Source organism: Thermomonospora echinospora, from assembly GCF_900108175.1.
GTDB lineage: Bacteria > Actinomycetota > Actinomycetes > Streptosporangiales > Streptosporangiaceae > Thermomonospora > Thermomonospora echinospora.
In genome coordinates this window covers 212,076-237,344 of the sequence record NZ_FNVO01000012.1, presented here as the reverse complement: position 1 = coordinate 237,344, position 25,269 = coordinate 212,076, and the positions used below count along the sequence as shown (strand labels likewise).

Here is a 25,269-nt window from a genome sequence, read left to right as displayed (position 1 = left end):
GCTCGCAAGACCCGTTCGGACGTTCTGCCCAGAGAGGCGACCGCAGCATGAGGATCCGGTATCTGGTCCGGTTCGGCTACGGGCTCAACGGAATCGCCAGATCGGTCGTCACGCAGGCCAACGCGCTGACGGCGGCCGGCCACCAGGTCGAGATCGTCAGCCTGCGCCGCAACAACGACCGGCCCCGCTTCCAGCCGGCGCCGGGCGTGCGCATGTTCCCGCTGATCGACGACCGCGGGCAGGACGACCTGCCGGACGAACGACGCGACCCGCTCGACGCCGAGGTCTCCCCCCTCATGGGGCCCGAGCACAAGGCGCACGTCCCGTTCTTCACCGCGCTCGATGAACGGGAGGTCGCCCGCTACGTACGGGACCTGCGCGACGGGGTGCTGGTCACCACCCAGCAGCCGCTGTCGTTCTTCGCCGCGCGGTACGGCTCCCCCCACGTCGTCCGGGTGGCCCAGGAGCACATGTACTACGACTTCTACAGCGCGGACGTGCGACGCCTGATGGGCGTCCACTTCCCGGCGCTGGACGCGGTCGGGGTACTGACCAGCACCGACCTGGCCGCCTACCGCAGGGCCTTTCCCGCCGACCGGGGCGGTCCCGTCATCCGGCACATCCCCAACGCCCTGCACCACAGGCCGTTCCCGCCCGCCCCGCTGGACCGCAAGGTCGTCTCCGCGGTCGGCCGGCTGCATCCGCACAAGGGCTTCGACCTGCTGATCAAGGCGTTTGAGCAAGTCGTACGGGTGCATCCGGACTGGCAGCTACGGATCTACGGCAACGGCCCGCAGAAGGCGGCGCTGCGGACGCTGATCGAGGAACGGCACCTGTACAACCACGTGCTGCTGATGGGCCCGGTCGACGACGTCGACGCCGAGTACCCCAAGAGCTCGATCTTCGTGCTGAGCTCCCGCAAGGAGCCGTTCGGCCTGGTGCTGCTGGAGGCGATGGCGCACGGGCTGCCCAGGATCGGCTTCGACGGCGTGCTCGGCTGCACCGAGCTGATCGAGCACGGCCGTACCGGGCTGTTGGTGCCGCAGGAGGACGTCGGCGCGCTGGCCGCGGCCGTCATCCGGCTGATCGAGTCCCCCCGGCTGCGCGCCGAACTCGGCGCGGCCGGCCACCGGCGGACCCGCGACTACCTGCCCGAGGTGATCGCCGCGCGCTGGCTGGAGCTGTTCACCGAGCTCTGCGAGCGGCGGGGAATCCCGCCCGGTTGAGCACCTCCGCGTTCGGCCGGGGGCCGCCGCGTAGCCCGGCGGCCAGCCCGCGCGCCAGTCCGCGGCGCAGAGTGGCCCGGTCGGACGAGCGCACGAACGTCTTCGCCCACCGGCGGACGGTGGACCCGCCGTACACGACCCGTTCGGCCGGCGCCAGCCCGCCGCTGCGGGTGAACAGCCAGACCTTGTTGCGCACCTCGTAGAAGAACCGCTCCCCGGGGTCGGCGTCGGTCGAGCCGAAGGTCCTGGTCTTGTGCACCACCACGCTGTCGGGGCACAGCAGGCCGCGCCTGCCGCGCAGGATCCGGGTGGTGAACTCGAAGTCGTCGTTCCACAGGAAGTAGTCGGCGATGGGCAGCCCGCGTTCCCGCACGACGGCGGCGTCGACCAGCACCGACACGAAGGAGGCCGACCGGATGGGCACGCAGCCCAGCGCCTGCGCCGCGGCCTGCTCGGCCCGCGAGGCCCCTGGCTTGGGACGCGGTGTGTTCATCGGGTGGGCGCGGCCGTCGGTCCACACCACCCGGCTGGCGACCAGGGCCGCCCCGTCGCAGACCCGCAGCAGCGCGGCCAGCGCCCCGGGCTCGGGCACGGTGTCGTCGTCGAGTAGCCAGATCCGGTCGGCGCCGAGTTCCAGGGCCCGGGCGACCCCGGCCGCGAATCCGCCGGCTCCCCCGGTGTTGTGCTCCAGCGCCACCTTCTCCAGCTCCGCGGCGCGCGCCGCCAGCAGCTCGCGCGTGCCGTCGGTGGAGGCGTTGTCGACCACGACGGTGACGTCCGGGCGGCGCGTCTGCCCGGTGACGGCCGTCAGCGCCTCCTCCAACAGCCCGCGGCGGTTGTAGGTCACGATCACCGCGACGACCCGCTCGCCGGCGGTCATCGCCGCACTCCCCGGCCGAGCCGCCGGCGCACCCGGACCGCCGTCTCCATCAGCCGCATGACCACGGGCTTGCGCTGCCCGATCCGGTGGGCCAGGTGGCGCAGCACCGGACGCTCGTAGGCGACCCGCATCGCCTCGTGCGCGGCGGCGGCCTCCTGCCGCGCCCGCTCGGCCTCATGCTCGGCCTCGTGGGTCCGGCGGCGCAGGTCCTCGACCTGCCGTTCCCGTTCGGCCGCCTTGAGCACCAGGCCCCTGGTCGCGTCGAGCGCCGCCTCCAGCAACTCCTCGGTGGTGACGTCGTCCGGGTGCCGGACGTCCTGCCCGGCCGGCCGCGCCGGGGCCGGGGTCACCTCGTCCAGCCCGCCGATGACGTCGTAGGAGCGCCCGCCGATCTCGGCCAGCATCTCCCCGGCCCGGCCGACCGCCCACTCCAGGTCGGCGCCGCTCAACGCGATCCGGCGCGGCTCGGGACGGCCGCCGAGCACCTGGGGCACCAGGTCGTGCTTGACGACCCGCTCATAGTCGGCCCACTCCAGGTCGTCCTTCACCCGCCGGTTGAGGGAGCGCAGCAGCGCCGTCTCCACCGCGCCCAGCGAGGTGTTGGCCTCCACCTCCGGTGGCGTGATCTGCTCGTGGTCGACGCCGACCAGCCCGGCGAACCGCCGCCACAGCAGGTCACCGGGGCCCCCGGAGGGGATCGTGATGATGTGGACGTGCTCGTCGGGCACCGTGCCGGCCCACCGCCGCAGGATGTCCACCAGGTCCTGCATCAGCCAGAACGCCTGGCCGTGCCGGCCCCGCTCGTCCTCGGGGGCCTGTAGCTCCTTGAGGAACCTGCCGAACCCCACCCGGAACTTGTTCTTGACGGTCTCCTGCCAGGCCGCCGGGATCTGCCGGACCAGGTCCCGCACCGTCAGGACCAGGTGGACCTCGGCGAAGTCCAGCGTGGCCAGCGCCCGCTTGGCCTGCTCGGGGGTGGCGCGGGTGAGCAGCTCATGGGAGATGACCGCGGTGCCGCCCCACTCCCGCACCTCCTCGACCAGCCGGTCCCAGGCTCCCGGCACCTCGGGGTAGACGTGGCCCCGGTAGGCCGCCTCCTGCAGGTCCAGCGTCGCCCAGTAGTGGGCCGGGGCGGCGTCCCCCGGATAGAGCACCCCGTGTTCGCGCAGCCGGTCGCGGTTGCGCCACATCACGTTCTGCAGGTACGTCGTACCGCTCTTCGGGGTGCCCAGATGCAGGTACACGATCTGCCGTCGGTCGTGTGGCCTGACGCGGGCGGCGCCGGGTGCCGGCTTGCTCATCGGACGCCCTCCACAAGATCAAATGTGCTGGCAGTCTACGGGGTGCGGCGGACCGGCAGACCGCGTTCGCCGCATTGACATCTCCACGAGACCGGCCGTCGGCCGGTCACCGGACCTCTAGGCGATCCACCTCCACGGCCGCCGTCAGCCCCTGCAACGACACCGTGTTCCAGCCCTGCCGGAGCGTCAGGTACGTCTTGGCGACCGGCCAGCTCACCGGGCTCCCACCATAGGGGAGGGTCACCTCCGACAGGCCGGCGGTTCCCGGGGCGTCCGGCACGGCCAGCACGGCGCGGACCGGCCGGGGCCACTTGAGCCGGTACTTCAGCCGCGCCGTGTAGACGCCCGCCTCCGGTGCGAAGACCTTCATCTCCAGTTTGCTGCCCGGTCCCCGGTACAGGTCGATCGCCCGGTCACCGGAGGCCCGCGGCCGCAGCACGCTCTTGCCCGCGACGGCGTCGGCGTGCTCGGCCTCGTACCGCTGCGGAACGCCGCGCACGACCGGCCGCCGCCCGTCCCAGCCGAGCGCCGCCACGTACATGGACCGGGTGACCCGCTGGTTTCCGCTGGAGGCGGTGATGCCGTGGAAGACGATGTGGTCCCCGGCCTCGTCCTGCACGATGTCGGCCCCGCCGGGCCCGATCACCTCACGGTCGTAGGCGTCGGTGGACAGCAGTGTGCCCGGCGCCCTGCGGTAGGGGCCGGTGAGCCTGGTGGCGGTCGCGTACCTCGTCCGGTACTCCTCGCTGTAGAAGACCCCGGACGAGTAGAACAGCACGTAATGGCCGCCGCGCCGGACCAGGGCCGGGGCCTCCACCAGGATCGGATCGGAGTCGTCCCAGGTCAGGATTCGGGTGGCGGCGCCCTTGAAGCCCAGCCAGCGGTCGCCCAGCGGGCGTACGAAGATGGCGGTCGGGCGGGGGCCCGCCTGGTCGGCGCGGTACAGCAGGTAGGGCTCGCCGTCGGTGTCCCGGAAGAAGGCCGCGTCGATCGCGTCCCCCCGGGCGGAGCACACCAGCGGCCGGTCCCCTACCGGCTGGAACGGGCCACGCGGAGTGGACGCGGTCGCCACCCCGATGCACTGGTCGCCGGTCCTGCGGGACGCCGCCGTGTAGTACAACACGAACACGCCGTCCGGACGCCGCACCACCTCCGGCGCCCAGGTGTAGCCCGGCTCCGCCCACGCGCCCAGCCGGGGCAGGGAGTCGGCGCTCTGCGGGATCCACGGCCCGTGAACGGACCCGGCCATGGCCACCGGCACGTTGTGGCCTCGGCCGTTGGTGGCGTACGCGTAGTACGTGTCGCCGTCCCGGAGGATGTCCGGGTCTGGGAAGTTGCCCCGCAGGACCGGGCCCACCGGACGCGGCACGGCCGGCGGCCTGGGGGTCGGAGTGGCACTCGCCGTGGCGACCGGCCGGGGCGCGGTCGCCGCGGGGGACGCGGGGGTGGGCCGGACGACTTCGGCGGAGCTGACCGGAGTGCCGCCGGCCGAACACGCGGTCCCGGCCAGCAGCAGGACCAGCACACCCGAAAGCGCGGCGGGCGCGCCGCTCCCCGGGCTCCGGCCCACGGCACGCCGCCGCACCGGCGTCATGGACAGGCTCTCCCCGAGCACACCCGCAGCTTGCGCAGGCGCTGGGAGAGCGTCACCTGAAGCGGCGCAGTCCTTGGGTCGTTGTGCTTGGAGCTGAGCTGGTAAGGGTCGGTGACCAGGTCGTACAGCTCCCTGGCGCCGGTGGAGTGCTCGACGTACAGGTAGCGGTCGGTCCGGATCGCCGCATACCAGTGGGCGCCGGAACTGCGCGGCCCCGTCTCAATGAGGACGTCACGGGCCCGGTTCGAGCGGGCCAACTCCTGGAGCGGACGGCCGTCGGTGGGCACCGGGGCCCGCGCCCCGGTGACCGACAGGATCGTCGCCGGCAGGTCCACGTTGACGACCGGGGTGGCCACCTTGCGTCCCTTGGCGAACCCCGGGCCGCGCAACACCAGCGGAATCCGGATGGACTCCTCATAGGGGTGGGTCTTGTTGGAGGGCCACCGGTGCTGACCGAGCAGGTAGCCGTTGTCGGAGGTGAAGACGAACAGCGTGCGGTCCAGCTCGCCCGCCTCGGCCACCGTCCGCACGATCCGGGCCACCGCCTCGTCGACGGCCTGGAGCGACTCCAGCCGCATCCGGTAGTCGGCCGTCACCTGCTTGATCCGGGCCGCGCTCATCCGGTCGGGGCGCAGATGGCGGGGCTTGTCCTTGACGTCCGTCTCGTTGAAGGACGGCGGGCGCGGCAGCGGGCGCTTGGCGAACATGCCGCGGTGGCGCGGCGCGGGGCGGGGTCCCCGCCAGGTGCCGTCCGGGTCGCCCTTCCACGGCGGCTCGGTGTGCGGGGCCAGCGGGGCGAACGACAGAAAGAACGGCCGGTCGCTCTTGGCGCGCCGCTTGATGTAATTGACCGCCTTGTTGGCGAGCACATCGGTCTGGTACAGCTTCGGATTCTCCCGTTTCTGCTTGCCGTACCTGCGGACCGTGCCGTTCTCGTTGATCCGGTAGCCCCACATCTTGTAGGCGAAGTTGCCCACCAGTCCGTACCACTCCTGCCAGCCGGGCGGAATCTCCTCCGGATCGTGGCCGTACTGGTTGAGGAACTTGCCGATGTGCACTGTGGCGTAACCGCTGCGGCCCAGCCAGAGCGGCAGGGTCTCCTTCGGCAACCGCCGGTAACCGCCGTCGGGCCACTGGTTGTCGAGCACCTTGTGGTTGTGCGCGTACTGGCCCGTCATGAAGGTCGCCCGGGAGGGGCAGCACAGCGAATAGCTGGCGTAACTGTTCGTATAGGAGGTGCCCTGGTCCACCAGCAGGCGCCGGACGTTCGGCATCACGGCCATCGACGCGGCGTCCTGGTCGTCGGTCATGATCACCACGATGTTCGGCCGGGACACGGCAGCCGCGCCGGGCTTCGTTCCCGCCTGGCCGACCGCGCTGTGACCATCGTGATTGAGCGTCCAGGCCGTGGAGAGCAGCAACGCCGCCAAGGCCGACGCGACCCCGAACGCGCGCCATCTTCCGCTGATGATGGAAGCCCCCCTATTTCACTCCACCGGGGCGGTCACCGGATCAACTCCGGCAATACCGCTGCAAGAGTAGCGGATAGTCTCTGGGCCATCAGGAGATCCAAGATCGCAGCCGGGCGCAGCGGCCCGCGAGGGGACATAGACGTGCAGCTCACCAGTACGGCCTTCATCAGCCTGCTCACGGTACTGGCCGTCGTGGCCATCGTGGCCACGGTCTGGCTGATGCCCAGGATCAACGGGCGCGGTGTGCGGGGGCACGCCGCCCGTCTGGGGCTGCTGGTGGCCTGCCAGCTGGCGATCGTGCTGGCGTTGTCGGCCGGGGTCAACGCCTACTTCCTGTTCTACGCCAGCTGGGACGACCTGCTGGCCAGCGGCTCCGGACAGGTGGAGGTCGGTAAGGGCAAGCAGGGCAGCGCCCCGGTCTCCCGCTCCGAGCTGCTCAGCCGGTCCGCCCCGGAGCTCAGCTCGCAGCTGGGCCTCAAGACGCCCGACCGCGACGGGCGGCTGGAGCAGACCACCATCCGGGGGCTGCGCACCGGGCTGAGCTCGGAGGCGTTCGTCTACCTGCCGCCGGACTACTTCAAGGCCGACAACGCCAAGCGCAACTTCCCGGTGGTGGTGGTACTCACCGGCTACCCGGGCGATCCCAAGGTCCTGGTCGGCCGGCAGGAGCTGCCCAAGCTGGCGCTGGAGGAGCTGCGCGCCGGGCGGACCCAGCCGATGATCTACGCCTTCGTGCAGTCCACCGTGGTGCCGCCGCGCGACACCGAGTGCACCGACGTGCCCGGCGGCCCGCAGGTCGAGACGTTCTTCGCGCAGGACGTGCCGGACGCGCTGCGCGCCGCCTACCGGGTCGCCCCGACCCGGGACGGGTGGGGGCTGATGGGGCCGTCCAGCGGCGGCTACTGCGCGGCCAAGCTGGCGATGCGGCACTCGGACAAGTTCACCGCCGCCGGGTCGGTGTCCGGCTACTTCAAGGCTCTCAAGGACGCCACCACGGGCGACCTGTGGGCGGGCAGCAAGGCCCTGCGCAACGAGAACGACCTGATCTGGCGGCTGGAGAACCGGCCGCCGCCGCCGGTGTCGATCCTGGTCGCCTCGGCGCGCAAGGGCGAGAAGAAGTTCCCCGAGGCCGAGCGGTTCGTCGCGCTGGCCAAGCCGCCCCTGCAGGTCGACACCGCCTACCTGGCGGAGGGCGGGCACAACCTCAAGACGTTCGGCCGGCTGTGGCCCGAGACGATGCGCTGGATGAGCAGCAAGCTCCAGGTGAAGTGAGCCCGGCCGGCTCCATGGCCGCGGCCGCACCGCTCCGGCCGTGGGGCCGGCCGGCTCCCCTCAGGCGCGGGCCTCGGCCCGGCGGCGAAGGGGAGCCGTCTCCCGGGCGGCGACGGCTCGTTCGCGGGGCCGGCGGTCAGCCTTCGCGGGCCTCGGCCTGAGCGTTGGGGTGGGCGGTCTCCCGGGTGGCGACGACGCGGTCGCGGGACCTGTTGCGGCGGGCGCCGTAGGGGGCCACCAGCAGGCGGTAGAACGGCCGGCGGATCGTGGTCGGGACGAGCCGGTAGCCGCCGCGCAGCGCCACGTTCCGCACATACTGGGTGCGGGTGATGAAGCCGTGCCGCAGCATCTCCCGCTGCAGCCGCAGCTCGGAGTTCAGCAGCGCGCGGCCGCCCCGGCGCTCGTAGGCCCCGTCGCTGACCCGGTAGTAGACCAGCGGCTCGGCGACGTTCACCACCCGCGCCCCGTTGGCGATCATCCGCACGAACAGCCAGTAGTCCTCCATCAGCGGCAGGTCGCCGTAGCCTCCGGCGGCCACCACGGCGCTGCGCCGGTAGACCACCGTGGGATGGTTGAACGGGTCGTGGATCCGCGAGTAGCGGGCGATGTCCATGGGGTCGCTGGGCGGGATCCGGCGGCCCACGATGTCGTCGACGTCGGCGCCGAACTCCAGCAGCCCCGCCCCGACCAGGTCGGCGCCCGCGCGCACCAGCGGCACCTGCAGCCGGAACCGGTGCGGCATGGCGATGTCGTCGGCGTCCATGCGCGCCACGATGTCGTTGCTGCTGGCCTCCAGGCCCACGTCCAGCGCCGGGCCCAGCCCCCGGTTGTGCTCCAGCTGGAGGAACTTGACCTCCACCGGGCTGGTCGCCACCAGCTCCTTCAGGCAGACCCCGATCTCCGCCGGCACCGGCCCGTCCTGCACCAGCACCACCTCGTCCGGCGGCAGCTGCTGGTCGTGCACGGCACTGCGGAACGCCGCCCGGACGTACTCCTCCCGGTCACCGCCGTAGACGGTCAGAAGCAGCGAGAACGGTTCGGGGGCCATGAGTCCATCTCTGTGACGGAGTGCACCGATGCCCTATCGGTGCACGTGCCAATATGGGGGGTTTACCGGTACTGAGCGGCCAAGATACCCGCCCGGCCGGTATGCGGGTCAGCGATCGGTCGTTGTCGGGACTTGTTCACCTTTCCGTCACATGCGGCCCGGTCCGGCGTGCGGCCGGGTCAGGTCTGGTTGCAGACGTCCTGGTCGGCGCGCCGCTCTCCGGCGATCTTGGGCAGCGGGGTCCCGGTGCCCTTCAGCCGGGCGCCGTCCTTGCCGATGATCAGGTACACCAGCCCCGCCCGTCCGGAGCGGAACTCCTTGGGAGCGGGGTCGCCGACCAGCGCCTTGGACAGCGCGGCCGCCTGCCGCTCGGCGCCGGGCCCGTACAGGATCTGGGTGGGCGCCGAGGCGGCCTGCTGCCTGGTGCCGACCTTGGCGACCTGGAAGCCCTTCTCGGTCAGCCCGTCGGCGGTCCGCTGGCCCAGCCCGAAGATGGTGGTGCCGTTGTAGACGGCGACCTTGGTCTCCGACGGCTTGGCCGGCGGCTGCTGACCGGCCTGCTGGGCCGGCGGCTTGGGCCCGGCCGGCTCGGTGGGCAGTTCGTTGTCCTCCCTGATGGCGTCGAACAGCGGCTTGGCCTGCGCGGTGTTGATCTGCACCCGGTTCTTGTCCGCGGGGTAGGCCATCACCGGGACGGTGACGAAGGTGACCTTGCCCGCGCTCATCCCGCGCAGGCTGGAGGCCAGCTTCTGCATCCCGCTGAGGGTCAGCCGGTCGTCCACCTTGACCGCGCCGGCGACCGCCTGCAGGAACGAGTAGGTCTTGGCCGGGTCCTTGAGCAGCCCGCCGCTGGTGGCCTTGTTGACCACCGAGCCCATGAACGCCTGCTGGCGCTTGATCCGTGACAGGTCCGAGCCGTCGCCCAGCCCGCCGGTGCGGGTGCGCACGTAGCCGACCGCCTGCTTGCCCATCACGGTCTGCCGGCCCTTCCGCAGCACCAGGTCGGCCTTGGGGTCATTGATCGCCTTGGGCACGCAGATCTCCACCCCGCCGAGCGCGTCCACCACCTCGATGAACCCGGACATGTCGATCTCGGCGTAGTGGTCGATGCGGATGTCGGTGATCGACTCGATCAGGTTCCAGGTGCAGGCCGGCCCGGCGAACGAGTAGGCCCAGTTGAGCTGGCCGAACTGGGCGGGGACCCGGGTGCCGTCCTTCTTCTTGCACTCGGGGATCTGCACCATCGAGTCGCGGGGGAAGCTGATGCCGATGGCCCGGTCCCCGCCGGGCGAGATGTGCATCAGGATCGTGGTGTCGGACCCGCCGCCGTTGTCGGCGCCGAACTGCTTGTTGGCCCCGTCCCGGCTGTCGGAGCCCAGCAGCAGGATGTTGAGGGAGTTGTTGAGCTTCTCCGGGCGGTCGGCGTTGAGCTGGTCGTCGACGTTGTCCCGGTCGATCTTGCCGTTGATGCTCCGGTAGAAGCCGTAGGCGGTCAGGCTGGTCAGCACCATCACCACCGACAGCGCGATGGACGCCCAGCCGAGCATGCGCCAGCGCCGGTCGTCGCCCGGCGCCGGGGCGACTCGCTTGACGCTACGCTCTGAAGTGGCCAAACGTTCCATCCGTAATATTCCATCACAGCCAGGACACCGGTCACTGCCGTCACGACAAATCGGCACGACGATCCACCGTCCGCACCGGGTCGTCAAGTTCGCACCATATGTCCTTCATGCAGGAGACGTCCCGTCCGTCGGCGCGGATGACACGCCTTACGGAATTTCTCGCGGTCCCCGTGCTCTCGTCCGGGGCCACCGAGTTGTCCCGGCGCGACTAGACTCAGGCCGCATCCAGGGTGTTCGTCCGATCAGTCGGGACGCTGAGAGGAGACCGGTGTCCGATCGGGACTGGCAGCACGCGGTGCTGCGCGACCTCGGTGCCGCCGGGGCCGGCCTCGCCGATCCCCGACCACCGGGTCCCGTCCCCCTCCCCGCTCCGGTGGGGGCCGCGGCGCCGGCGACCGAACGGGTGACCGGATCCGGGCCGTCCGTGTGGTACCCCGAGGGCACGGTGGCGGGCGAGGACCCCGCCGTCGAGACCGCCCCGCCGGTGCTGGGCGCGCCGCCCCCGCCGGGACGCGAGGCGACCGCGGTCTTCGGGCTGCCCCCCAAGGACTCGCTGCGCTCCGAGCCGACCCGTCCCGAAGCGCCCGCCGCCGAGCCCCCCGTCCCGGAACGGCACACCCCCGAAAACCCCCTTCCCGGACAGCCGGCCTCGGGGTGGCCCGCCCACGAACAGCCGTCCCACGCACAGCCCCACCAGCAGCCGGCGTACGAGCAGCCCGCACACCGACAGGCCGCCTACGAACAACCCGCCTACGAACAACCCGCGTACGGGCAGCCGGCCTACGAGCAGTCCCCCCACGGGCAGGCGCCCCATGAACAGGCCGTATCCGAGCGGCCGGTCCACGAGCAGGCCGCTCTCGGTCAGCCCGTCCACGAGCAGGCGGCGTGGGAACGGCCCGCACCCGAGGGAACGGCGCAAGAGTCCGTCCTTCCCGGGAAGCCCGTGGCCGGCCGGCATGCCGCCGTGCCCGAGCAGGCCGTACCTCAGGAGCAGGCCGGGCGACACACACCCGAGCCCTCCCTCGACTCCACGGTCATGGACCCGCCGCCGTTCGTCGGACAGCCGGTGGCGCCCCACAGCGGGCAGCCCCCAGCCTCACCGTGGGCGCCGTCCGCACCGGCCGGCGAGACCCCCGTGGCGCCCACCATCGGCGGGTTCCCCGAGACGGTGCCGGAGCAGCCCGGCCCCGTTCCCACGCAGCCGCCGGGCGAGGCGGCGGTGGCACAGCACCAGCCGCAGACCCCGCAGACCCCGCAGACCCCGCAGGAGATGCCCGGTCAGTGGGGCGGGCCCGCCGCCCCGGCGAGCGTGCCGTCCGCGGACAGGCCCGCGGTGTCGCCCGACGCGCTGGTGCGGCGCAAGGCGCACGGCGACTCGGCGCTGCGCCGGGTCGCCCAGGGAGTGCGCAAGGCCGTCGGCGCCTCGGCGGCCGGCGACCTGCGCGAGATGACCGGCATGGCGCAGCGGCTGCAGTCCCCGGTGTCCTCGTGCCGCCGGATCGCGGTGACCTCCATCCGCGGCGGCGCCGGCAAGACCACCGTGGCGGCGCTGCTGGCCTCGGTGATCGCCGAGCACCGCGACGACCGGGTGCTGGCGATGGACGCCGACTCCGGGCTCGGCTCGCTGCCGCTGCGGCTCGGTGTGCAGCCCGAGCACTCCATGCACGACCTGGTGAGCGCCCTGCCCCGCTCCTGGGAGGAGACCGCGCAGTACCTGGCGCACACCCGGCAGGGCCTGTGGGTGGTGTCGGGCAGCTCACGCGGCCGGGTCACCGAACTGGACCTGGAGACCTTCCAGGCCGCTGCCGCCGGGATGAGCCGCTACTTCTCCGCCGCGGTGATCGACTGCGGGGCGGGCATCGTGGCCAGGCTCCAGCGGGGCGTGCTGGCCGCCGCGCACGCGCAGGTGTTCGTCACCCCCGGCACGGTGGACGGCGCGCTCAGCGCCCGGCAGACGCTGAGCTGGTTCGTCGGCAGCGGTTACGAGGATCTGCTGTCACGCACGGTGGTCGCGCTGGTCACCCACTCGCCGCACGCCGACGGCGACGCCGACCTGGAGCAGGCGCGGCAGGTGCTCGGCGACGGGGGGCTGCCGGTCGTGGTGGTCCCCTACGACCGGCATCTGGCCACCGGCACGGCGATCGCCCTGGACCGGGTGAGCGGCGCGGCCCGCACCGCGGTGTCCTGGATCGCGGCCGAGGCGTTCGCCCGGTCCCTCACCGGAGGAGCGCTGTGAGCACCGACGTGGTGGCGCTGACCAACGACCGGCCCGACGTCGGTGCCGTGCTCGACGAGCTCGCGGCCCGGCTGCGGCTGGCGGTCAACGCTCAGGCCGGGGCCTGCCGGGTGTACGACGAGGCGGGCCGGCTGGTCGTCTTCGTGCCCGCCCCGGTGCTGGTCACGGTGGCCGGCGAGGTCGAGCGGCTGCTGGGCGAGCGGGCCGCCCCGCCGGTGTGGTGGGTGGACATCCGCGCCGCCGCCGACCTGGACGACGCCGCGCGGGTCGCGCTGGCCTGCGCCGACGAACTGGTGGCCCGGCACGGCGGCGCGGTGTGGAGCGGGGCGAGCCGGTGAGCGCGGTGCTCGACGTACTGACGGCGCAGGCCATGGTGGTCCTGCAGGATCGTCCGGTGGTGGCGCTGACCCCGTGGCTGGCCGAGGCGCTGGAGGAGTGCACGGGCTCGGGCCGCACCCTGCAGATCGTGACCCCGCCGTCGGCGCGGCTGTCGATGCCGCTGAAGGCGGCGGGACCGGCCGTGCAGTGGATCGTGCACGACGGCGGCGGCTACTACGAGGGGCTGACCGGGCGGCCGATGCGCTGGGACGGCGCGGTGTTCGGCCCCGTCCCGGACGCCCGTGACTACGCGCCGGGCTTCCTCACCCGGCCGAGCGGGCCGGTCGGCGCCCAGCTCACGCTGACCTTCCGGGCCCGGCACACCCGGCACGGCGTGCTGGGCGGCCAGGTGGAACGGCTGGTCACCATACTGACCGGACGGCCTCCGGCGGGTTGGGGCGACAGCGAGCCGGTGGCCCACGGCTGGCAGCGCTCGGACCTGACCTCCCATGTCCGTGAGCGCGGCGCCGCCGCCACCCGGCTGATCGTGGTGGGGGCGGGCGGCGGCCGCAGCGCGCTGGCCACGCTGGAGTTCTCCCAGGGCGGTACGGCCGAGGTCACCACGCTGACCGTCGGGCATCCGCCGGCCGACCCGCCCGCCGTCGCGCACCTGCCGGCGCTGGTCGAGACGCTGGTCGCCGAGCATCCGGTGTCGTCCCTGCTGGCGCAGCTCAACCCCGGGCGGGCGGACGTGACGTACGAGCCCCGCTGGATGGGCTCGCCCGCCCCGGTCGGCATGGCGGTGGCCGGGGATCGTTCCGGGCCGTCCGGCATCCCGGCCCGCCCGGCCGGGGCCGGGCAGGCCCCGATGACCTGGTTCGAGCTGGGGGACGGCCGGTCCCCGGAGGGCTGGCAGCGGCACCAGGCGCTGCTGCGCCATCTGACCGCCTCGTGAGCAGACCGTGCGGGCGGCGGCACCACCTCCGACCAAAGTGATCATTCTGTGATGTTTGAGATTGCCGGGCCACCGGAAAAGTGGGTAGTTTCCGGGGAATGCGCGTGAGACGTATGCGGCTGTGGGTGGCGCTGGGTTCTGGCTGCGGGGTGGTCGCGGCCACCGTGGGCGCGATGGCGTTCACCGGGGACGACGAGCCCGTCGCGCAGGTCCGGCAGGCGGCCGACAGCGGTGTGATCAGCGCGACCGCGGCGCGCAGCGTCGAGTCGTACTGGACCCCCGAGCGGATGGCCAAGGCCACGCCGGTGGACGGCCGGACCGCCACGTCCGGCGGGGTCACCACGACCGCGGCCGCGCGGACTGCGCAGGCCTACGGCGGCATCCCCTCGGTGGGGGCGCTGTTCTTCAACAACGGCTCGGGCGACCGCTACTGCACCGGCGCGGTCATCAACAGCACGTCGCAGCGGCTGGTCATCACGGCGGCGCACTGCATCCACGGCGGCATGGGCCGCACCTACTACAAGAACGTCGCCTTCGTGCCCAAGTACGACAGGGGCAAGAAGCCCTATGGGATCTGGACGGCCCGCAAGCTGTTCGTGCACCGACTGTGGGCCAACCGCAGCGACGCCGACCTGGACTACGGGTTCATCTCGCTGCACGCCAAGGACGGCAGGCTGATCCAGCAGCGGGTCGGCGGCAACCCGCTGGCCATCGACCAGGGTTACCGCAACACGGTCAACGTGACCGGCTACCCGAAGATCAAGTTCGACTCGCGCGACCGGCCCATCTGGTGCCGGACCGGGACCGCCAAGTACGCCCGCTACCAGGTCCGGCTGGAGTGCAACGGCTTCTACGGCGGCGTCAGCGGCAGTCCCTGGCTGCTGAAGTACAACAGCAAGACCAAGAAGGGGTACATCAACGGGGTCATCGGCGGCTACCGCGGCGGCGGCAGCGTGCACTGGGTCTCCTACACCTCGTACTTCGACAAGGACGTCGCCAACCTGCGCAAGTACGCCAGCAACAACGCGTAGGGAACGGATCCGCCGGACGCCGTCGGGCTCGCCGGGGTAGTCCCCGTACGGCCGCGCCGAACGTCCGGTGGATCAGCCTCATACGGCCGCGCCGAACCTCCGGCAGGTCAGCCGCGCCGAACGTCCGGCGGGTCAGCCGAACGCCTCGATCTCCCCGGCGCGGGCGTCGTACCGGGCGCGGGCGGCCTCGATCTGGTCGAGGTTCTCCTCCGCCCAGCGCACGAACGTGCCCACCGTCTCCAGCAGCGTGCGGCCCAGGTCGGTCAGGGAGTACTCCACGCGGGGCGGCATCACCGGATACATGGTCCTGGTGACGATGCCGTCGCGTTCGAGCCCGCGCAAGGTGACGGTGAGCATGCGCTGGCTGATGCCGTCGATCTCGCGTTTGAGCTCGTTGAACCGCTTGGTCCCGGAGCCCAGCTGGGAGATCACGTACAGCGACCACTTGTCCCCGACCCGGTCGAGGACCTCGCGGGCCTGGCAGGCACCGGGCGAATGCGCTGTCGGGTCGATGGCCTGCATGGTTACCTCCGGGTGACCGAGGCAGAAGAAAGTGCCTTCTTGTGCCGTGAGACGGGTCTGCCCAGGATAAGAGCAGTTCCCGATCGGAACTAGACCATCGATGGGAACTTTCTTATCCTTCGGAACCACAGGAGACACCATGCCCGCCGAACTCGTCGAGATTCCCGGATACGTCGCCGGCACCTGGGACATCGACCCGGTCCACTCGGAGGTCGGCTTCACCGTCCGCCATCTGATGATCAGCAAGGTCCGGGGACGGTTCCGGACGTTCGAGGGGCGGATCGTCACCGCCGCCGACCCACGGGAGTCCAGCGTGACCGCCACCATCGACCTGTCCTCGGTGGACACCGGCAACAAGCAGCGCGACGACCACGTCCGCAACGCCGACTTCCTCGAGGTCGACAAGTACCCGGCCATGACGTACCGCTCCACGGGGCTGCGCCCGGACGGTGACGACTTCCTCCTCGACGGCGAACTCACCCTCAAGGGCGTGACCCTGCCGGTCCCGCTCCGACTGGAGGTGCACGGCTTCGGCCCGGACCCCTTCGTGCCCGACCCGTTCGCCGGGGCCCGGGTCGGCTTCACCGCCACCGGTGAGATCAACCGGATGGACTTCGGCGTCAGCTACAACGGCCCGATCCCCGGCGGCGGGGTGGGGCTGAGCGAGAAGGTCCAAATCGTCTTGGAGATCCAGGCCGCCCTGCGGACCCGCGCCACGCGATAGGGACCTGTGTCCGCGTACCCCGCCGTGTCGCGGATGCTCTCACCGGCCCTCGGGCGGAAGGACGCGCGGCAGGCCGGCGGCCGGAGCGCCTGCCGCCGTCACTTGATGGGCTCGGGCTCGTCCCGCTTGGGGGCCACCCAGTGGAATCCGCCCGCCGTGTTGGGCCTGTTCGGATTCTGGTAGAAGTCGTCGTTGAATCTGTTCATGTCGACCCGCGTCTGCGTGAAGTCGATGGCGGCGCCGCCGGTCGGCTTGATGTTGAACAGCTGCATCATGCCCTTGGCGCCGGTGGCCAGCGTCGTCGCCGCGATGGCCAGGAACCCCTTCAGCATCGTGGTCAGCAAGGCGATGATCTTGCAGGCCAGCGCGCCCATCCACTGCAGGATGGCCATCCCCTGCGGGAACAGGGGCGTGAACAGCATCGCGAAGGCGACCAGGCAGACCGACAGGGCGGTGCCCGCCATCACCAGGATCGAGTACCAGTAGGTGCGGTAGGCGTCGCCGATGTCGTCCAGCGACTTCTCGACCTGGTCGAAGAACTTGCGGGTGGCCTCGGTCTCGGCAGTGAACCGGTTGACCACCTCGATGAAGGCGCGGCCGTCGTCGGCGATCCAGTCCTGACGGACCTGCCGGATGATGTCGCTCTCGGTGCCCTTGACCCCGCCGTCCATCCGGGCGGCGATCGCGGTCCAGTTCGCGGCGGCGTCGCCCATGGCCGGCACGTTGGCGACCGCGGTCGCCGCGATGGCCACCCCCACGTTGATGAGCTGGGACATCGTGGCGCTGGTGCGCAGCAGCCCCAGGGCGGCGCCGGCCGTGCCCGCCGCATAACCGACAGCTACCATTTCTGCCTCCCGGCCGAATGCTCAGCGATATTGAACGGTGTTCGCGTTCTCGGCGTTACGCCAGTTCTGCTGGATAACGGTGAGCGACGTGCCCCACGCGTCCAGGGTCTCGCCGGCCTGACCGAGAATCTCCCGGCAGTGCTCCTGGATCTCGCGGTATTTCCAGCCGAAGACGATCTCACCGAGCAGGCCGAAACCGGGAGGGCCGACATCGGTGGAATCGATGTCGGTCCTCATCTCGTCGATCATCCTCTTCAGATCACCGACGACCTTCGCCCGGACCTTGCCGATGCCCTCGGAGGTGACATGGCGATCCTGCGTCATCGTGCTCCTTCGCCGACTGCCGCGGACGGTCGCTCCGCCTCGGAATCGGACAGTAGACCACCGGCCGGCCGTCCGACGACGGAGTCACCTGGTGTTCAAACGGCGGAAGAGCAACCGTCGCCCCGCGTTCCGAAGTTGATCATGCCGGGTCGGCAGGATCGCCGGACATCGCTCTCAGGTCACCAGGAGTTCCGCCGTGCTCAATTTCGATCCGGACCGTTTCCAGCTCGAGGACCTCGACAAGGTCCTCGCCCAGAGCCAGGAGATCGTCGGGAGGATCGAGGCGGCACAGGGCAGGCTGGAGGAGATCCGCGGGATCGGCGAGGCGGCCGACGGCCACATCAGGGTGACCTGCAACGGCCAGGGCAGGGTCGAGCAGATCGAGCTGAACCCCCGGGCGATGCGGCTGGACAGCCAGACACTGGCCGAGCAGCTGACCACCGGCGTCAACGCCGCGCAGGACGACGCCCAGCGGCAGATCGGCGAACTACTCGGCGAGGCGATGGGCGGCGTCGGCTTCGACCCGGGCACCGCCGTGGACCAGGACCGGATCCGCAAGCAGCTCGACAGCCTCACCGACTCGTTCGCCCGCGAGATGGACGTCCGCGCCCAGGACGTCCAGCGCCGCGCCCGCTGAACGACCGCACCCGCCCGCCCGGTGCGGACGGGCGGGTGCGGCGGGCCCGGTCGGCCGCCGTGCTCACAGCCCCATGCGGCGTCGCATGCTTTCGAGCTGGCCCATCACGTCGGCCATGGTCCGGTCGTAGGACGCCTGGGCCTCGCGGGCCCTGGCGATGGCGTTCTCCGGGTCCATCAGCTCCCGTACGTCGGTGCCGTAGACCTCCGCCATCAGCTCGTTGGACTTGCGCTGCAGGTCGGCGGAGGCCTCCGCGATCACGGTCTTGATGACCTCGGCCAGTTCCACCGAGCTCAGCCGCATGGCGCGCGGATCGATCACCAGCTCGGTCAGCCCGCCGGTGAAGGTGAACTCGGCCCGGACCCTGCCCTCGGCCCCCTCCGCACGTCCCACCAGTTCCTGGGCGCGTTCCTGCATTTCCTGGATGCGCGCGAACCGCTCCTTGGCGCCGCCCAGCAACTTGTCCACGTCGATGTTGGCGAAATCGCCGAATCCTGCAGTCACGAAACCCCCATTTCATCCCGCCGTTTCCGCCCGGATGACGGCGTCGCCTGCCGGGTGTCCATCTTGTCGCAAAGATTGGATTCTCGCGTGCCGACCATGATGCGGCACATCCGGCCGACGCGAACGGGACGGGGGGCGGCGGACCGGCAGGCGCACCTCGACGGGACGGCCCGGAGCCGCACCACCGCCGACGACCCCGCAACGATCACCCGGTGCCCGCCCGCGGTCGCGGACGGGGCCGAGCGGCCGTTCACTCCCCCGCCGGGTTCCGCAGGCGCGCGTAGACGTCACCGGAGCGACCCAGCGGGCGGATGCGTTCCAGAAACCGCACCAGGGCGGCCGCGTCGACCCAGCGTTCGCCGGCGAACCGCATCGTCTCGACGGGCGAGTAGTTGTAGAGATAGCCGCCCGCCGTCGCGCCGAGCCGTTCCACGATGTCCAGCGCGGCCAAGGCGGCGTCGTGCGCCGAGGGCACGTACTCCAGCGACAGCGCGGGCAGGGGCCGGGTGAGCCCGGCCAGCACGTCGGCCTCGAAGCCCTCGACGTCGATCTTGCAGAAGGCCGGCACGCCGTGGGCCGCGATGAGGTCGTCGAGGGTCACCACCTCCACCTCGACGGAGCGGTCCCACCGTACGCGGGCGAAACTGCGGTCCGTCGCCACCGACTCCCGCCAGTCGGCCGACATCGACGAAACCGTCGGCGTCGCGGTGGACAGCGCCAGCCGCGCCCGCCCGGCCCGCGCCCCGGCGGCCGTCGGCACGATGGTGACCGCGCGGTCGCGGCCGAAGAGCAGCCGCAGGACGCGCAGGCAGTCGGGCTGCGGCTCGACCGCGACCACCCGCGCCCCCACGCGCCGCCAGACGCGCACCCGGCCGCCCACATGGGCGCCGACGTCGAAGGCCAGATCACCCGGCCCGAGGAACTCGCGGTACAGACGCAGCGAGCGCCGGTGCTTACCCGGCACCCCGTAGTACATCACCAGGGATCGTGCGATCCCCCGGGCACGCAGGAGCATCCGCCGACCCTACCGCGCGGGGCCCTCTCCCTACGGTCGTCTTTCGGGAGACGGCCCGAGCACCCCGCGGAACGAGCCTTCGCTCAGACGGACAGGTTCGGCATGCCGCCCGGAGCGATCTGGGCCTTCTTGAACATGACCGGGCCGGAGCCGTCCGGGTTGGCGCCCTTGCCCGCGGTCTGCGAGTAGACGATCATGCCGGCGCCGATGATGCCGCCGATCAGCAGGACGGCGGTCTTCAGGCTGATCGAGGACGCCGCGATGATCCCGTCGAAGACCCCGGCCGTGGCGTTGGCCGCGGCCATCAGCGCGGCGGCGCCCACCACCGTCCAGGACGCCGCGATGATCGCCAGCGCCTGGATCGCCAGGATCTGCGCCAGCGCGAAGGCCAGCACCGCGAACGCGAAGAAGATCTTGGACGCCATATCGAGCATGTCACCGACGTCGCCGGTGAAGCCGTGCACCTTGTCCAGTTCCTGCGAGTACTGCTCCAGGGCCTTGTTGAACGCCTCGCGGTCCTTGGCGGACCACTTCTCCTCCGGCACCCCGGCCGCCATCTGCTTGAGCTCGTCCTTCATGTTCTCGAGCTCCTTGGCGGTCTGCTTCCACTCGGCGCCGGCGGTCTCCATCGCACCCGGGTCGGAGTAGGACAGCCCGATCATGACGGTCATCGGGATCGCCGCCGGGATCACGAACGAGGCCGCCGTCGCCTCGGCGATCGCCATCATGCACAGCCACTTGCCGCTCTCCACGAAGCTCATTCACCGGCCCCCTTCGTCACAGCGTGTTGGCATCCTCGGCGCCCTTCCAGGTGTCGGCGTTGCGGTGCAGCGACCGCTTCCAGTCGGTCAGCGTGCTGCGCCCGTCGGCCAGATACTGTGACGCGCTCCCCTTCACCTGGCCGTGCGCCATGTTCAGCGGGAAGCCCAGCACCCCGAAGGCCGGCCAGGACACCTCGGTGTTGTCCATCCGGCGTTTGGCGGCGTCCATCTTGCCGCCGGCCTGGATGTCGATGTCGTCACCCAGCTTGCGCACGGCGGTGGAGTCGACCTGGCGGTCACCGCCGCCGGGGCCGCCCGGACCCGGCGGCCCCTGCGGCATCCGGGGCATTCCACCACCGGACGGCCCACCGCCGCCCGACGGCCCCCCACCACCGGACGGCCCGCCGCCGCCGGAGGGCATGCCGCCTCCACCGCCCGGCGGCATTCCGCCTCCGCCGGGAGGGCCGCCGCCGGGGGGCTTGGGCATCTCCGGCGACGACTGGCCACCCGGCAGCTTGGCCGGGTCGGCGCCCGGCGCCGGCCCCTCGGGATGCGGCGGTGCCTTCCCCACCTTGACCTTGAGGGTGCCGTCCGGGTTCTTGTCCAGGTCGATCCTGACGTGCTTGCCCGGATCCACATGGATCCGGACATCCTCCGGATGTCCCGGCCCCTTCGGAACGACCACGTCCAGGCTGCCGTCGGGATTCTTGCGGATCTCCGGCTTCAGCCCGCTGTCCGGATCGACATGAACGTCCGCCGACGCCGCGTTCGGCCCGGTCCCGGTCACATGCTGTGCCGCCTCTTGGGCCCCGGCCTGCCCACCCGGGTCCCCCGGTCGTCCGCCCGACGCCCCAGGTTCACCCGCCGGCATCGGCACACCAGGATCTACTAGATTCCCCGGTCCACCCGGCGCGGGTGCGGGCATCGTCTCCACCTGACCAGGCCCACCGGCAAGATGGCTCTCGGCGGAACCACCCGCAGCCCCTGGCGCGGGCGCTGGCATCGCCGCACCCGGATCCGCCAGGTTGCCCGGCCCGCCCGGCGCGGGCGCGGGCATCATCTCCACCTGTCCAGGTCCGCCCGCAAGGTGGCTGCCGACAACGCCACCGGCCCCCTCCGTACCAACGGGTGCGGGCATTGCCTCAACTTGGCCAGGTCCACCGGCAAGGTGGCTCTCGGCGGAACCGCCGGAACCGGCGGCACCACCCGCAGCCCCCGGCGCGGGCATTGTCTGCACCGGGCCCGGGCCGCCCGCGAGATGGCCGCCGGAGGCATCCGAGGGGGCGGGCGGAACACCGCCTGCCTGGTGATGGGGCAGGGTCGCCGTCTCGCCCTCCAGGTTCGCCCTGGATCCGCCGTCGCCTACCCGGTGCGGAAGCTGGACCGCCTCTCCCGGCATCCCGGACGCTGATGGCGGTGAAGGTGCCGGGGCGGGCATCGGGGCCGCTTCGCCCGGTCCCTGCCCTGCCGCCGGCGGAACGCCCTCCTGATGCGGGGCGAGCGAAGCCCCCTCCGGGGTTCCGGGAGCACCCGCCGGCATGGGCGCCGCCGTTCCACCGCCAGGCAGGCCCGGCCCGGACTCCGGCAGGCCGACGGCCGTGGAGCCGTCCCGGTTGAACCGGATCTCGACGCCGCCGTCGTCGGCCTCGACCTCGTTCCCGCCGATGTAGATCTGCGCGCCGAGCCCGTCGCCGTCCAGCGCGGGCTGGGGAACGTAGGCGGGCGGCGGCGGAGCGGGCTGCACGGGCGCGGCCTGCTGAACGTCCCCAGGGTTGAGCAGCGTCGCGATCCTGTTGGGCTGTTCGGTCACTTCACCCTCCCCGATGCGGTGGGTACGGCGGCTGCGGCCCCGACGGTGGCCCGTAAGGCGCCTGCGTGTACGGCGGCTGACCACCAGGAGGCGCCCCAAACGACGGCGGCGTCCCCGGCCCCCCACCGGGCGGCGGCGGCTGGTCGCGTCCTCGCTTCTTCTTACGGTCGCGAGCGATGGAGATCGGCACTCCGACCACGGCGATACCGACCAGCACCAGGCCGACGACCAGGATCAACGTGAGATTCCCGGAACCGCCGTCGTCCCCGTCATCCGCCGAGGACGGCGCCCCGGACGAACCGGGCGAGGACTGCGCCATCACCTTGTCAAGCCGCTCATAGACGGGGTTGGGTGCGCTCGCCGGCACCTTTTCCCGCAACGCCCGCCGCAGACTGATGGCTCCGAACCCGGTCATGTCATCCCGCCCCTTGGGACCGACATCCACAGTCGTGTTGGTGACGAGCTGCACGACCTCCCGAGCCGACATGTCCGGGAACCGACTCCGCACAAGCGCAAACGCCCCAGATGCCAGCGCGGCCGCTTGGCTTGTTCCCTCTCCATTCCCCCAGACTCGTCCATCCCTACTGATGGCCGAGATTCCGACACCTGGTGCAGCCATCACGACATAGTCTTGGCGCTGAGTCTGTTCCCATGGAGCACCCTGGTTGTCAATAGCCCCAACACCTACCACTCCGGGACACGAAGCCGGGTACTCTGGGAAATTTGATAGATTTCCACTATTGCCGGCCGACGCTACGACGATTGCGTCTTTCTTTGCCGCATAGACTACGGCAGCCTGCAAGCCTGGCGGACATTCTATATTACCCGCAGAGGCCCCTTTGGAGATATTAATAACCTTGGCTCCCTGGTCCGCAGCATAGCGGACCGCAGGACCTATCGTGTCTTCTCCAGTATTAGCAACGATCGGAAGAACCTTAGCCTCCGGGGCCAGACCAACAAAGCCCGTTCTTCCCCCCTGAGCGGCAATCAGACTTATCATGCCCGTGCCGTGGCCAAATTTCTCTTCATCGGTGTCCCGGCGAACCACGTTTCCGCCGCCCAGAAAATTTTTGCCAGGCAGAAGCACACCCTGAAGGTCAGGAAGTTGGGCATTGACACCAGTATCAATTACCGCAACAGTAACTCCGCGACCTTTAGTCGCAGGCCAGACCAGTTGTTCGATCGCCCATGAATCGAACCACCACTGAACGTTTATATTCGGCCGAGGTACCGCCTCTGCCGCAGCCGTAGGCGCTCCGGCCAAAGCTATTGCGAGCGTTGCCGCGGCTACTCGTATCAGGCGTCGCACCATCCACCTCTTCCGTACGCCGCTGTGGGCGGACGGCAGGGCCTGCCATCCGCCCACATCACGACCCCGGCCATACTCGGGCGCGGAGCCAGTCAGCCGATCACTGGTGGAGCGGTGTCACCGTCGGCGCCCCAGACGTCCTCGTCCTCGGTCAGCCAGGTGGTGCGCTCGCGCTCCTTCTCACCGTCCTTGCCGCCGCCGGCACCGGGCATCATGGGCATACCACTCATGCCGTTTCGTCCAGCCACCCCTGCGCCGACGGGCCCGAAGCCGCCCGGTCCCATGCCGCCGGGCCCGAGACCACCGGCTCCGAGACCACCCGGTCCAGCGCCTACGGGGCCGAGGCCGCCAGGGCCACCGCCTGGCAGACCACCGCCGCCACCGCCTGGAAGACCACCGAGACCGCCACCGCCACCACCGGGCAGGTTCGACAGGTCGGTATCGCCGCCACCACGGCCGAACGGATCGGTCGGCCCGCCTGGATAATTCGGGCTACCAGGCCCGCCTGGGTAATTGGGACCACCAGGTCCACCTGGATAGTTCGGGTCACCAGGCCCGCCTGGGTAATTTGGGCCACCAGGTCCACCCGGATAGTTCGGGTCACCAGGTCCACCTGGAAGGTTGGGCCCGTTTCCCTTAGGCGCAAATGGATCACCTGATCCGCCTGGACCGCCTCCTGGGAGGCCACCAGGACCGCCGCCTGGCAGACCACCAGGACCGCCACCAGGACCGCCACCAGGTCCACCGCCGGGACCCTTAGGTTCCTCGAATCCGCCTCGGTTGTCGCTTGGCAAATCCTTGGTGATGCTGGTGGGGATGACCATCTGGGCTTCCCCGGTGCGCATGTAGAGCTTGCCGAGGTACTGGCGGGCGAACTCGTGGTCGCCGCCAGTGGTGAACATGCCGTCGCTCATCGTCTCGCCGACGTTCTTGTACCACGTCAGGATCTCTGAGCTGTACCAGTGGTAGGAGTGCGCGACCTTGAAGCTCTTGTTCGACAGCTCGGTCGTGGTCCAGTGGACCTGCTTGAGCTGGTCCAGAGCCTTCTGCGCCTCCTTGCCGCTCCAGTTGTCGACCAGCGCCTTGGCATGGTCCAGCAGCCGGTTGGACATTCTGGCGAGCACGACAGAGGCGTCGTTGTACGCCTTGCTGGCCTTCTCCACGGGCTCGGGCTGGAGTGACTTCAGCCGCCGCTTGACCTCTTCGAAACTCTCACCGTTGGTCGTATGGCACTGTGAGGTTCCATTGTGGATCCGGAAGTCGACTTTCCCCATCCGACTGCCTTTCGCCTGCCTTCCTCACACGACCCTGCTACAGCGCCACGTTGCCGTTGGTGGTCGGGCTGGGACCGTTCGTGTTGACGCTGTTCGCCTGCTCGTTGGTCTTCTTCTCGGCCTTGTCGTAGTTGTCGGCCGTGGTGCGGAGCCTGCTGATCACACCGTTGTACCCGGCGACGACGTCGGTCAGGTACTGGTTGAAACCCGTCTGCGTGTTGCTCGCCACCCGGGCGAACTCCGCGCCGGACGGCCACTCGCCGACATGCGACGTGCTGATCAGGCCCTCGCTCTGAATGCGTGACAGCAGCGGCTTCAACTCGTTCAGGTCCGACTCGAGAGCGTCGGCGAGGTCGCGGAGCTTCTGCGGCTTGACGTCGAAGCCGTCCCCCGCTTCGAACTTGAAGTCCCCGCTCGGCGCGGTGCCGCGCGGGAAGTGGATGTCCTGCGGCCTGGCGGCGGCACCGTGGTATTCCAGGTAGTACCACCGCTGCAGGTCGGGGTCCATCTCCCCGAAGTCCTGCTCGCTGATCCCGAGTTCCTTCAGCTTCTCGGGATATTCGTACTGGGCGCCCATTGCACACACCCC

Annotated in this window: 25 protein-coding genes; 8 read left to right on the top strand and 17 right to left on the bottom strand. The window is 70.8% G+C overall.

Features of this window, described 5'->3' with window-relative positions; translation table 11 throughout:
* Positions 1 to 47: 47 nt before the first annotated feature.
* Positions 48 to 1,226: a glycosyltransferase family 4 protein gene (locus C4U03_RS25590; protein ID WP_103940860.1), complete on the top strand. Its 1,179-nt coding sequence runs from the start codon at positions 48 to 50 to the stop codon at positions 1,224 to 1,226.
* Here C4U03_RS25590 and C4U03_RS25585 read toward each other — a convergent pair.
* The 4 genes from C4U03_RS25585 to C4U03_RS25570 form a co-directional block, all read right to left on the bottom strand.
* Positions 1,186 to 2,106, bottom strand: coding sequence for a glycosyltransferase (locus C4U03_RS25585; protein ID WP_103940858.1), 921 nt, complete (start codon positions 2,104 to 2,106; stop codon positions 1,186 to 1,188). The two genes, C4U03_RS25590 and C4U03_RS25585, sit on opposite strands and share 41 nt — an antisense overlap.
* On the bottom strand, positions 2,103 to 3,407 hold the full coding sequence (locus tag C4U03_RS25580; RefSeq protein WP_103940856.1) for a hypothetical protein: 1,305 nt from the start codon (positions 3,405 to 3,407) through the stop codon (positions 2,103 to 2,105). Before C4U03_RS25580 ends, C4U03_RS25585 begins: the two co-directional genes overlap by 4 nt.
* A gap of 106 nt (positions 3,408 to 3,513) precedes the next feature.
* On the bottom strand, positions 3,514 to 5,022 hold the full coding sequence (locus C4U03_RS25575; RefSeq protein WP_146087526.1) for a family 43 glycosylhydrolase: 1,509 nt from the start codon (positions 5,020 to 5,022) through the stop codon (positions 3,514 to 3,516).
* A complete protein-coding gene (locus C4U03_RS25570) occupies positions 4,998 to 6,317 on the bottom strand; it encodes a sulfatase family protein (protein WP_268817536.1) in 1,320 nt (439 codons plus the stop codon). The genes C4U03_RS25575 and C4U03_RS25570 overlap by 25 nt, the downstream gene beginning before the upstream one ends.
* A gap of 297 nt (positions 6,318 to 6,614) precedes the next feature.
* Here C4U03_RS25570 and C4U03_RS25565 point away from each other — a divergent pair, with 297 nt between their 5' ends.
* Positions 6,615 to 7,745 carry an alpha/beta hydrolase gene (locus C4U03_RS25565; protein WP_103940850.1) on the top strand — a complete coding sequence of 377 codons (1,131 nt, stop codon included), beginning with the start codon at positions 6,615 to 6,617 and terminating at the stop codon, positions 7,743 to 7,745.
* 136 nt (positions 7,746 to 7,881) lie between these two features.
* On the opposite strand, the gene C4U03_RS25560 is transcribed toward C4U03_RS25565, so the two are convergent.
* Positions 7,882 to 8,793 carry a glycosyltransferase gene (locus C4U03_RS25560; RefSeq protein ID WP_103940848.1) on the bottom strand — a complete coding sequence of 304 codons (912 nt, stop codon included), beginning with the start codon at positions 8,791 to 8,793 and terminating at the stop codon, positions 7,882 to 7,884.
* 179 nt (positions 8,794 to 8,972) lie between these two features.
* The gene (locus C4U03_RS25555; RefSeq protein ID WP_160147099.1) at positions 8,973 to 10,406 is read right to left on the bottom strand and encodes an LCP family protein; all 1,434 of its coding nucleotides are present in this window, start codon (positions 10,404 to 10,406) and stop codon (positions 8,973 to 8,975) included.
* Between the two features lie 277 nt (positions 10,407 to 10,683).
* Between C4U03_RS25555 and C4U03_RS25550 the strand changes: the two genes are divergently transcribed.
* From C4U03_RS25550 to C4U03_RS25535, 4 genes are all read left to right on the top strand, one after another.
* On the top strand, positions 10,684 to 12,651 hold the full coding sequence (locus C4U03_RS25550; RefSeq protein ID WP_103940844.1) for a MinD/ParA family ATP-binding protein: 1,968 nt from the start codon (positions 10,684 to 10,686) through the stop codon (positions 12,649 to 12,651).
* Complete coding sequence (locus C4U03_RS25545; RefSeq protein ID WP_103940842.1) at positions 12,648 to 12,989, top strand: hypothetical protein; 342 nt, start codon at positions 12,648 to 12,650, stop codon at positions 12,987 to 12,989. Before C4U03_RS25550 ends, C4U03_RS25545 begins: the two co-directional genes overlap by 4 nt.
* Entirely contained in the window at positions 12,986 to 13,924 is a 939-nt protein-coding gene (locus tag C4U03_RS25540; protein WP_103940914.1) for a DUF6177 family protein, read from the top strand. Before C4U03_RS25545 ends, C4U03_RS25540 begins: the two co-directional genes overlap by 4 nt.
* Before the next feature lie 98 nt (positions 13,925 to 14,022).
* Positions 14,023 to 14,955, top strand: a complete 933-nt coding sequence (locus tag C4U03_RS25535; protein WP_146087523.1) for a trypsin-like serine peptidase — start codon at positions 14,023 to 14,025, stop codon at positions 14,953 to 14,955.
* A 132-nt stretch (positions 14,956 to 15,087) separates the two neighbouring features.
* Here the strand turns inward: C4U03_RS25535 and C4U03_RS25530 are convergent, their stop codons facing one another.
* On the bottom strand, positions 15,088 to 15,477 hold the full coding sequence (locus C4U03_RS25530) for a winged helix-turn-helix transcriptional regulator (protein ID WP_103940838.1): 390 nt from the start codon (positions 15,475 to 15,477) through the stop codon (positions 15,088 to 15,090).
* Between the two features lie 139 nt (positions 15,478 to 15,616).
* Here C4U03_RS25530 and C4U03_RS25525 point away from each other — a divergent pair, with 139 nt between their 5' ends.
* On the top strand, positions 15,617 to 16,201 hold the full coding sequence (locus C4U03_RS25525) for a YceI family protein (protein ID WP_103940836.1): 585 nt from the start codon (positions 15,617 to 15,619) through the stop codon (positions 16,199 to 16,201).
* 98 nt (positions 16,202 to 16,299) lie between these two features.
* Here the strand turns inward: C4U03_RS25525 and C4U03_RS25520 are convergent, their stop codons facing one another.
* Positions 16,300 to 17,046, bottom strand: a complete 747-nt coding sequence (locus C4U03_RS25520) for a hypothetical protein (protein ID WP_103940834.1) — start codon at positions 17,044 to 17,046, stop codon at positions 16,300 to 16,302.
* A 21-nt stretch (positions 17,047 to 17,067) separates the two neighbouring features.
* A complete protein-coding gene (locus C4U03_RS25515; protein WP_103940832.1) occupies positions 17,068 to 17,370 on the bottom strand; it encodes a hypothetical protein in 303 nt (100 codons plus the stop codon).
* 196 nt (positions 17,371 to 17,566) lie between these two features.
* On the opposite strand from C4U03_RS25515, the gene C4U03_RS25510 reads away from it, so the two are divergent.
* The gene (locus tag C4U03_RS25510; protein WP_103940830.1) at positions 17,567 to 18,007 is read left to right on the top strand and encodes a YbaB/EbfC family nucleoid-associated protein; all 441 of its coding nucleotides are present in this window, start codon (positions 17,567 to 17,569) and stop codon (positions 18,005 to 18,007) included.
* A gap of 63 nt (positions 18,008 to 18,070) precedes the next feature.
* Here C4U03_RS25510 and C4U03_RS25505 read toward each other — a convergent pair whose 3' ends face one another.
* From C4U03_RS25505 to C4U03_RS25470, 8 genes are all read right to left on the bottom strand, one after another.
* On the bottom strand, positions 18,071 to 18,511 hold the full coding sequence (locus C4U03_RS25505) for a YbaB/EbfC family nucleoid-associated protein (protein WP_235018111.1): 441 nt from the start codon (positions 18,509 to 18,511) through the stop codon (positions 18,071 to 18,073).
* Positions 18,512 to 18,761: 250 nt separating this feature from the next.
* Positions 18,762 to 19,526: an FkbM family methyltransferase gene (locus tag C4U03_RS25500; RefSeq protein ID WP_103940828.1), complete on the bottom strand. Its 765-nt coding sequence runs from the start codon at positions 19,524 to 19,526 to the stop codon at positions 18,762 to 18,764.
* A gap of 83 nt (positions 19,527 to 19,609) precedes the next feature.
* Positions 19,610 to 20,287, bottom strand: a complete 678-nt coding sequence (locus C4U03_RS25495; protein ID WP_103940826.1) for a WXG100 family type VII secretion target — start codon at positions 20,285 to 20,287, stop codon at positions 19,610 to 19,612.
* A 16-nt stretch (positions 20,288 to 20,303) separates the two neighbouring features.
* The gene (locus C4U03_RS41255; RefSeq protein ID WP_200827456.1) at positions 20,304 to 21,074 is read right to left on the bottom strand and encodes a hypothetical protein; all 771 of its coding nucleotides are present in this window, start codon (positions 21,072 to 21,074) and stop codon (positions 20,304 to 20,306) included.
* A 1,024-nt stretch (positions 21,075 to 22,098) separates the two neighbouring features.
* Positions 22,099 to 23,409: a S8 family serine peptidase gene (locus tag C4U03_RS25480; protein ID WP_103940820.1), complete on the bottom strand. Its 1,311-nt coding sequence runs from the start codon at positions 23,407 to 23,409 to the stop codon at positions 22,099 to 22,101.
* A gap of 89 nt (positions 23,410 to 23,498) precedes the next feature.
* The gene (locus C4U03_RS40615) at positions 23,499 to 23,636 is read right to left on the bottom strand and encodes a hypothetical protein (RefSeq protein ID WP_160147097.1); all 138 of its coding nucleotides are present in this window, start codon (positions 23,634 to 23,636) and stop codon (positions 23,499 to 23,501) included.
* A 101-nt stretch (positions 23,637 to 23,737) separates the two neighbouring features.
* Positions 23,738 to 24,151 (bottom strand): hypothetical protein, encoded by a 414-nt coding sequence (locus tag C4U03_RS40610; RefSeq protein WP_160147096.1) that lies wholly within the window; start codon positions 24,149 to 24,151, stop codon positions 23,738 to 23,740.
* A 566-nt stretch (positions 24,152 to 24,717) separates the two neighbouring features.
* A complete protein-coding gene (locus tag C4U03_RS25470) occupies positions 24,718 to 25,257 on the bottom strand; it encodes a hypothetical protein (protein ID WP_103940816.1) in 540 nt (179 codons plus the stop codon).
* Positions 25,258 to 25,269: the final 12 nt, after the last annotated feature.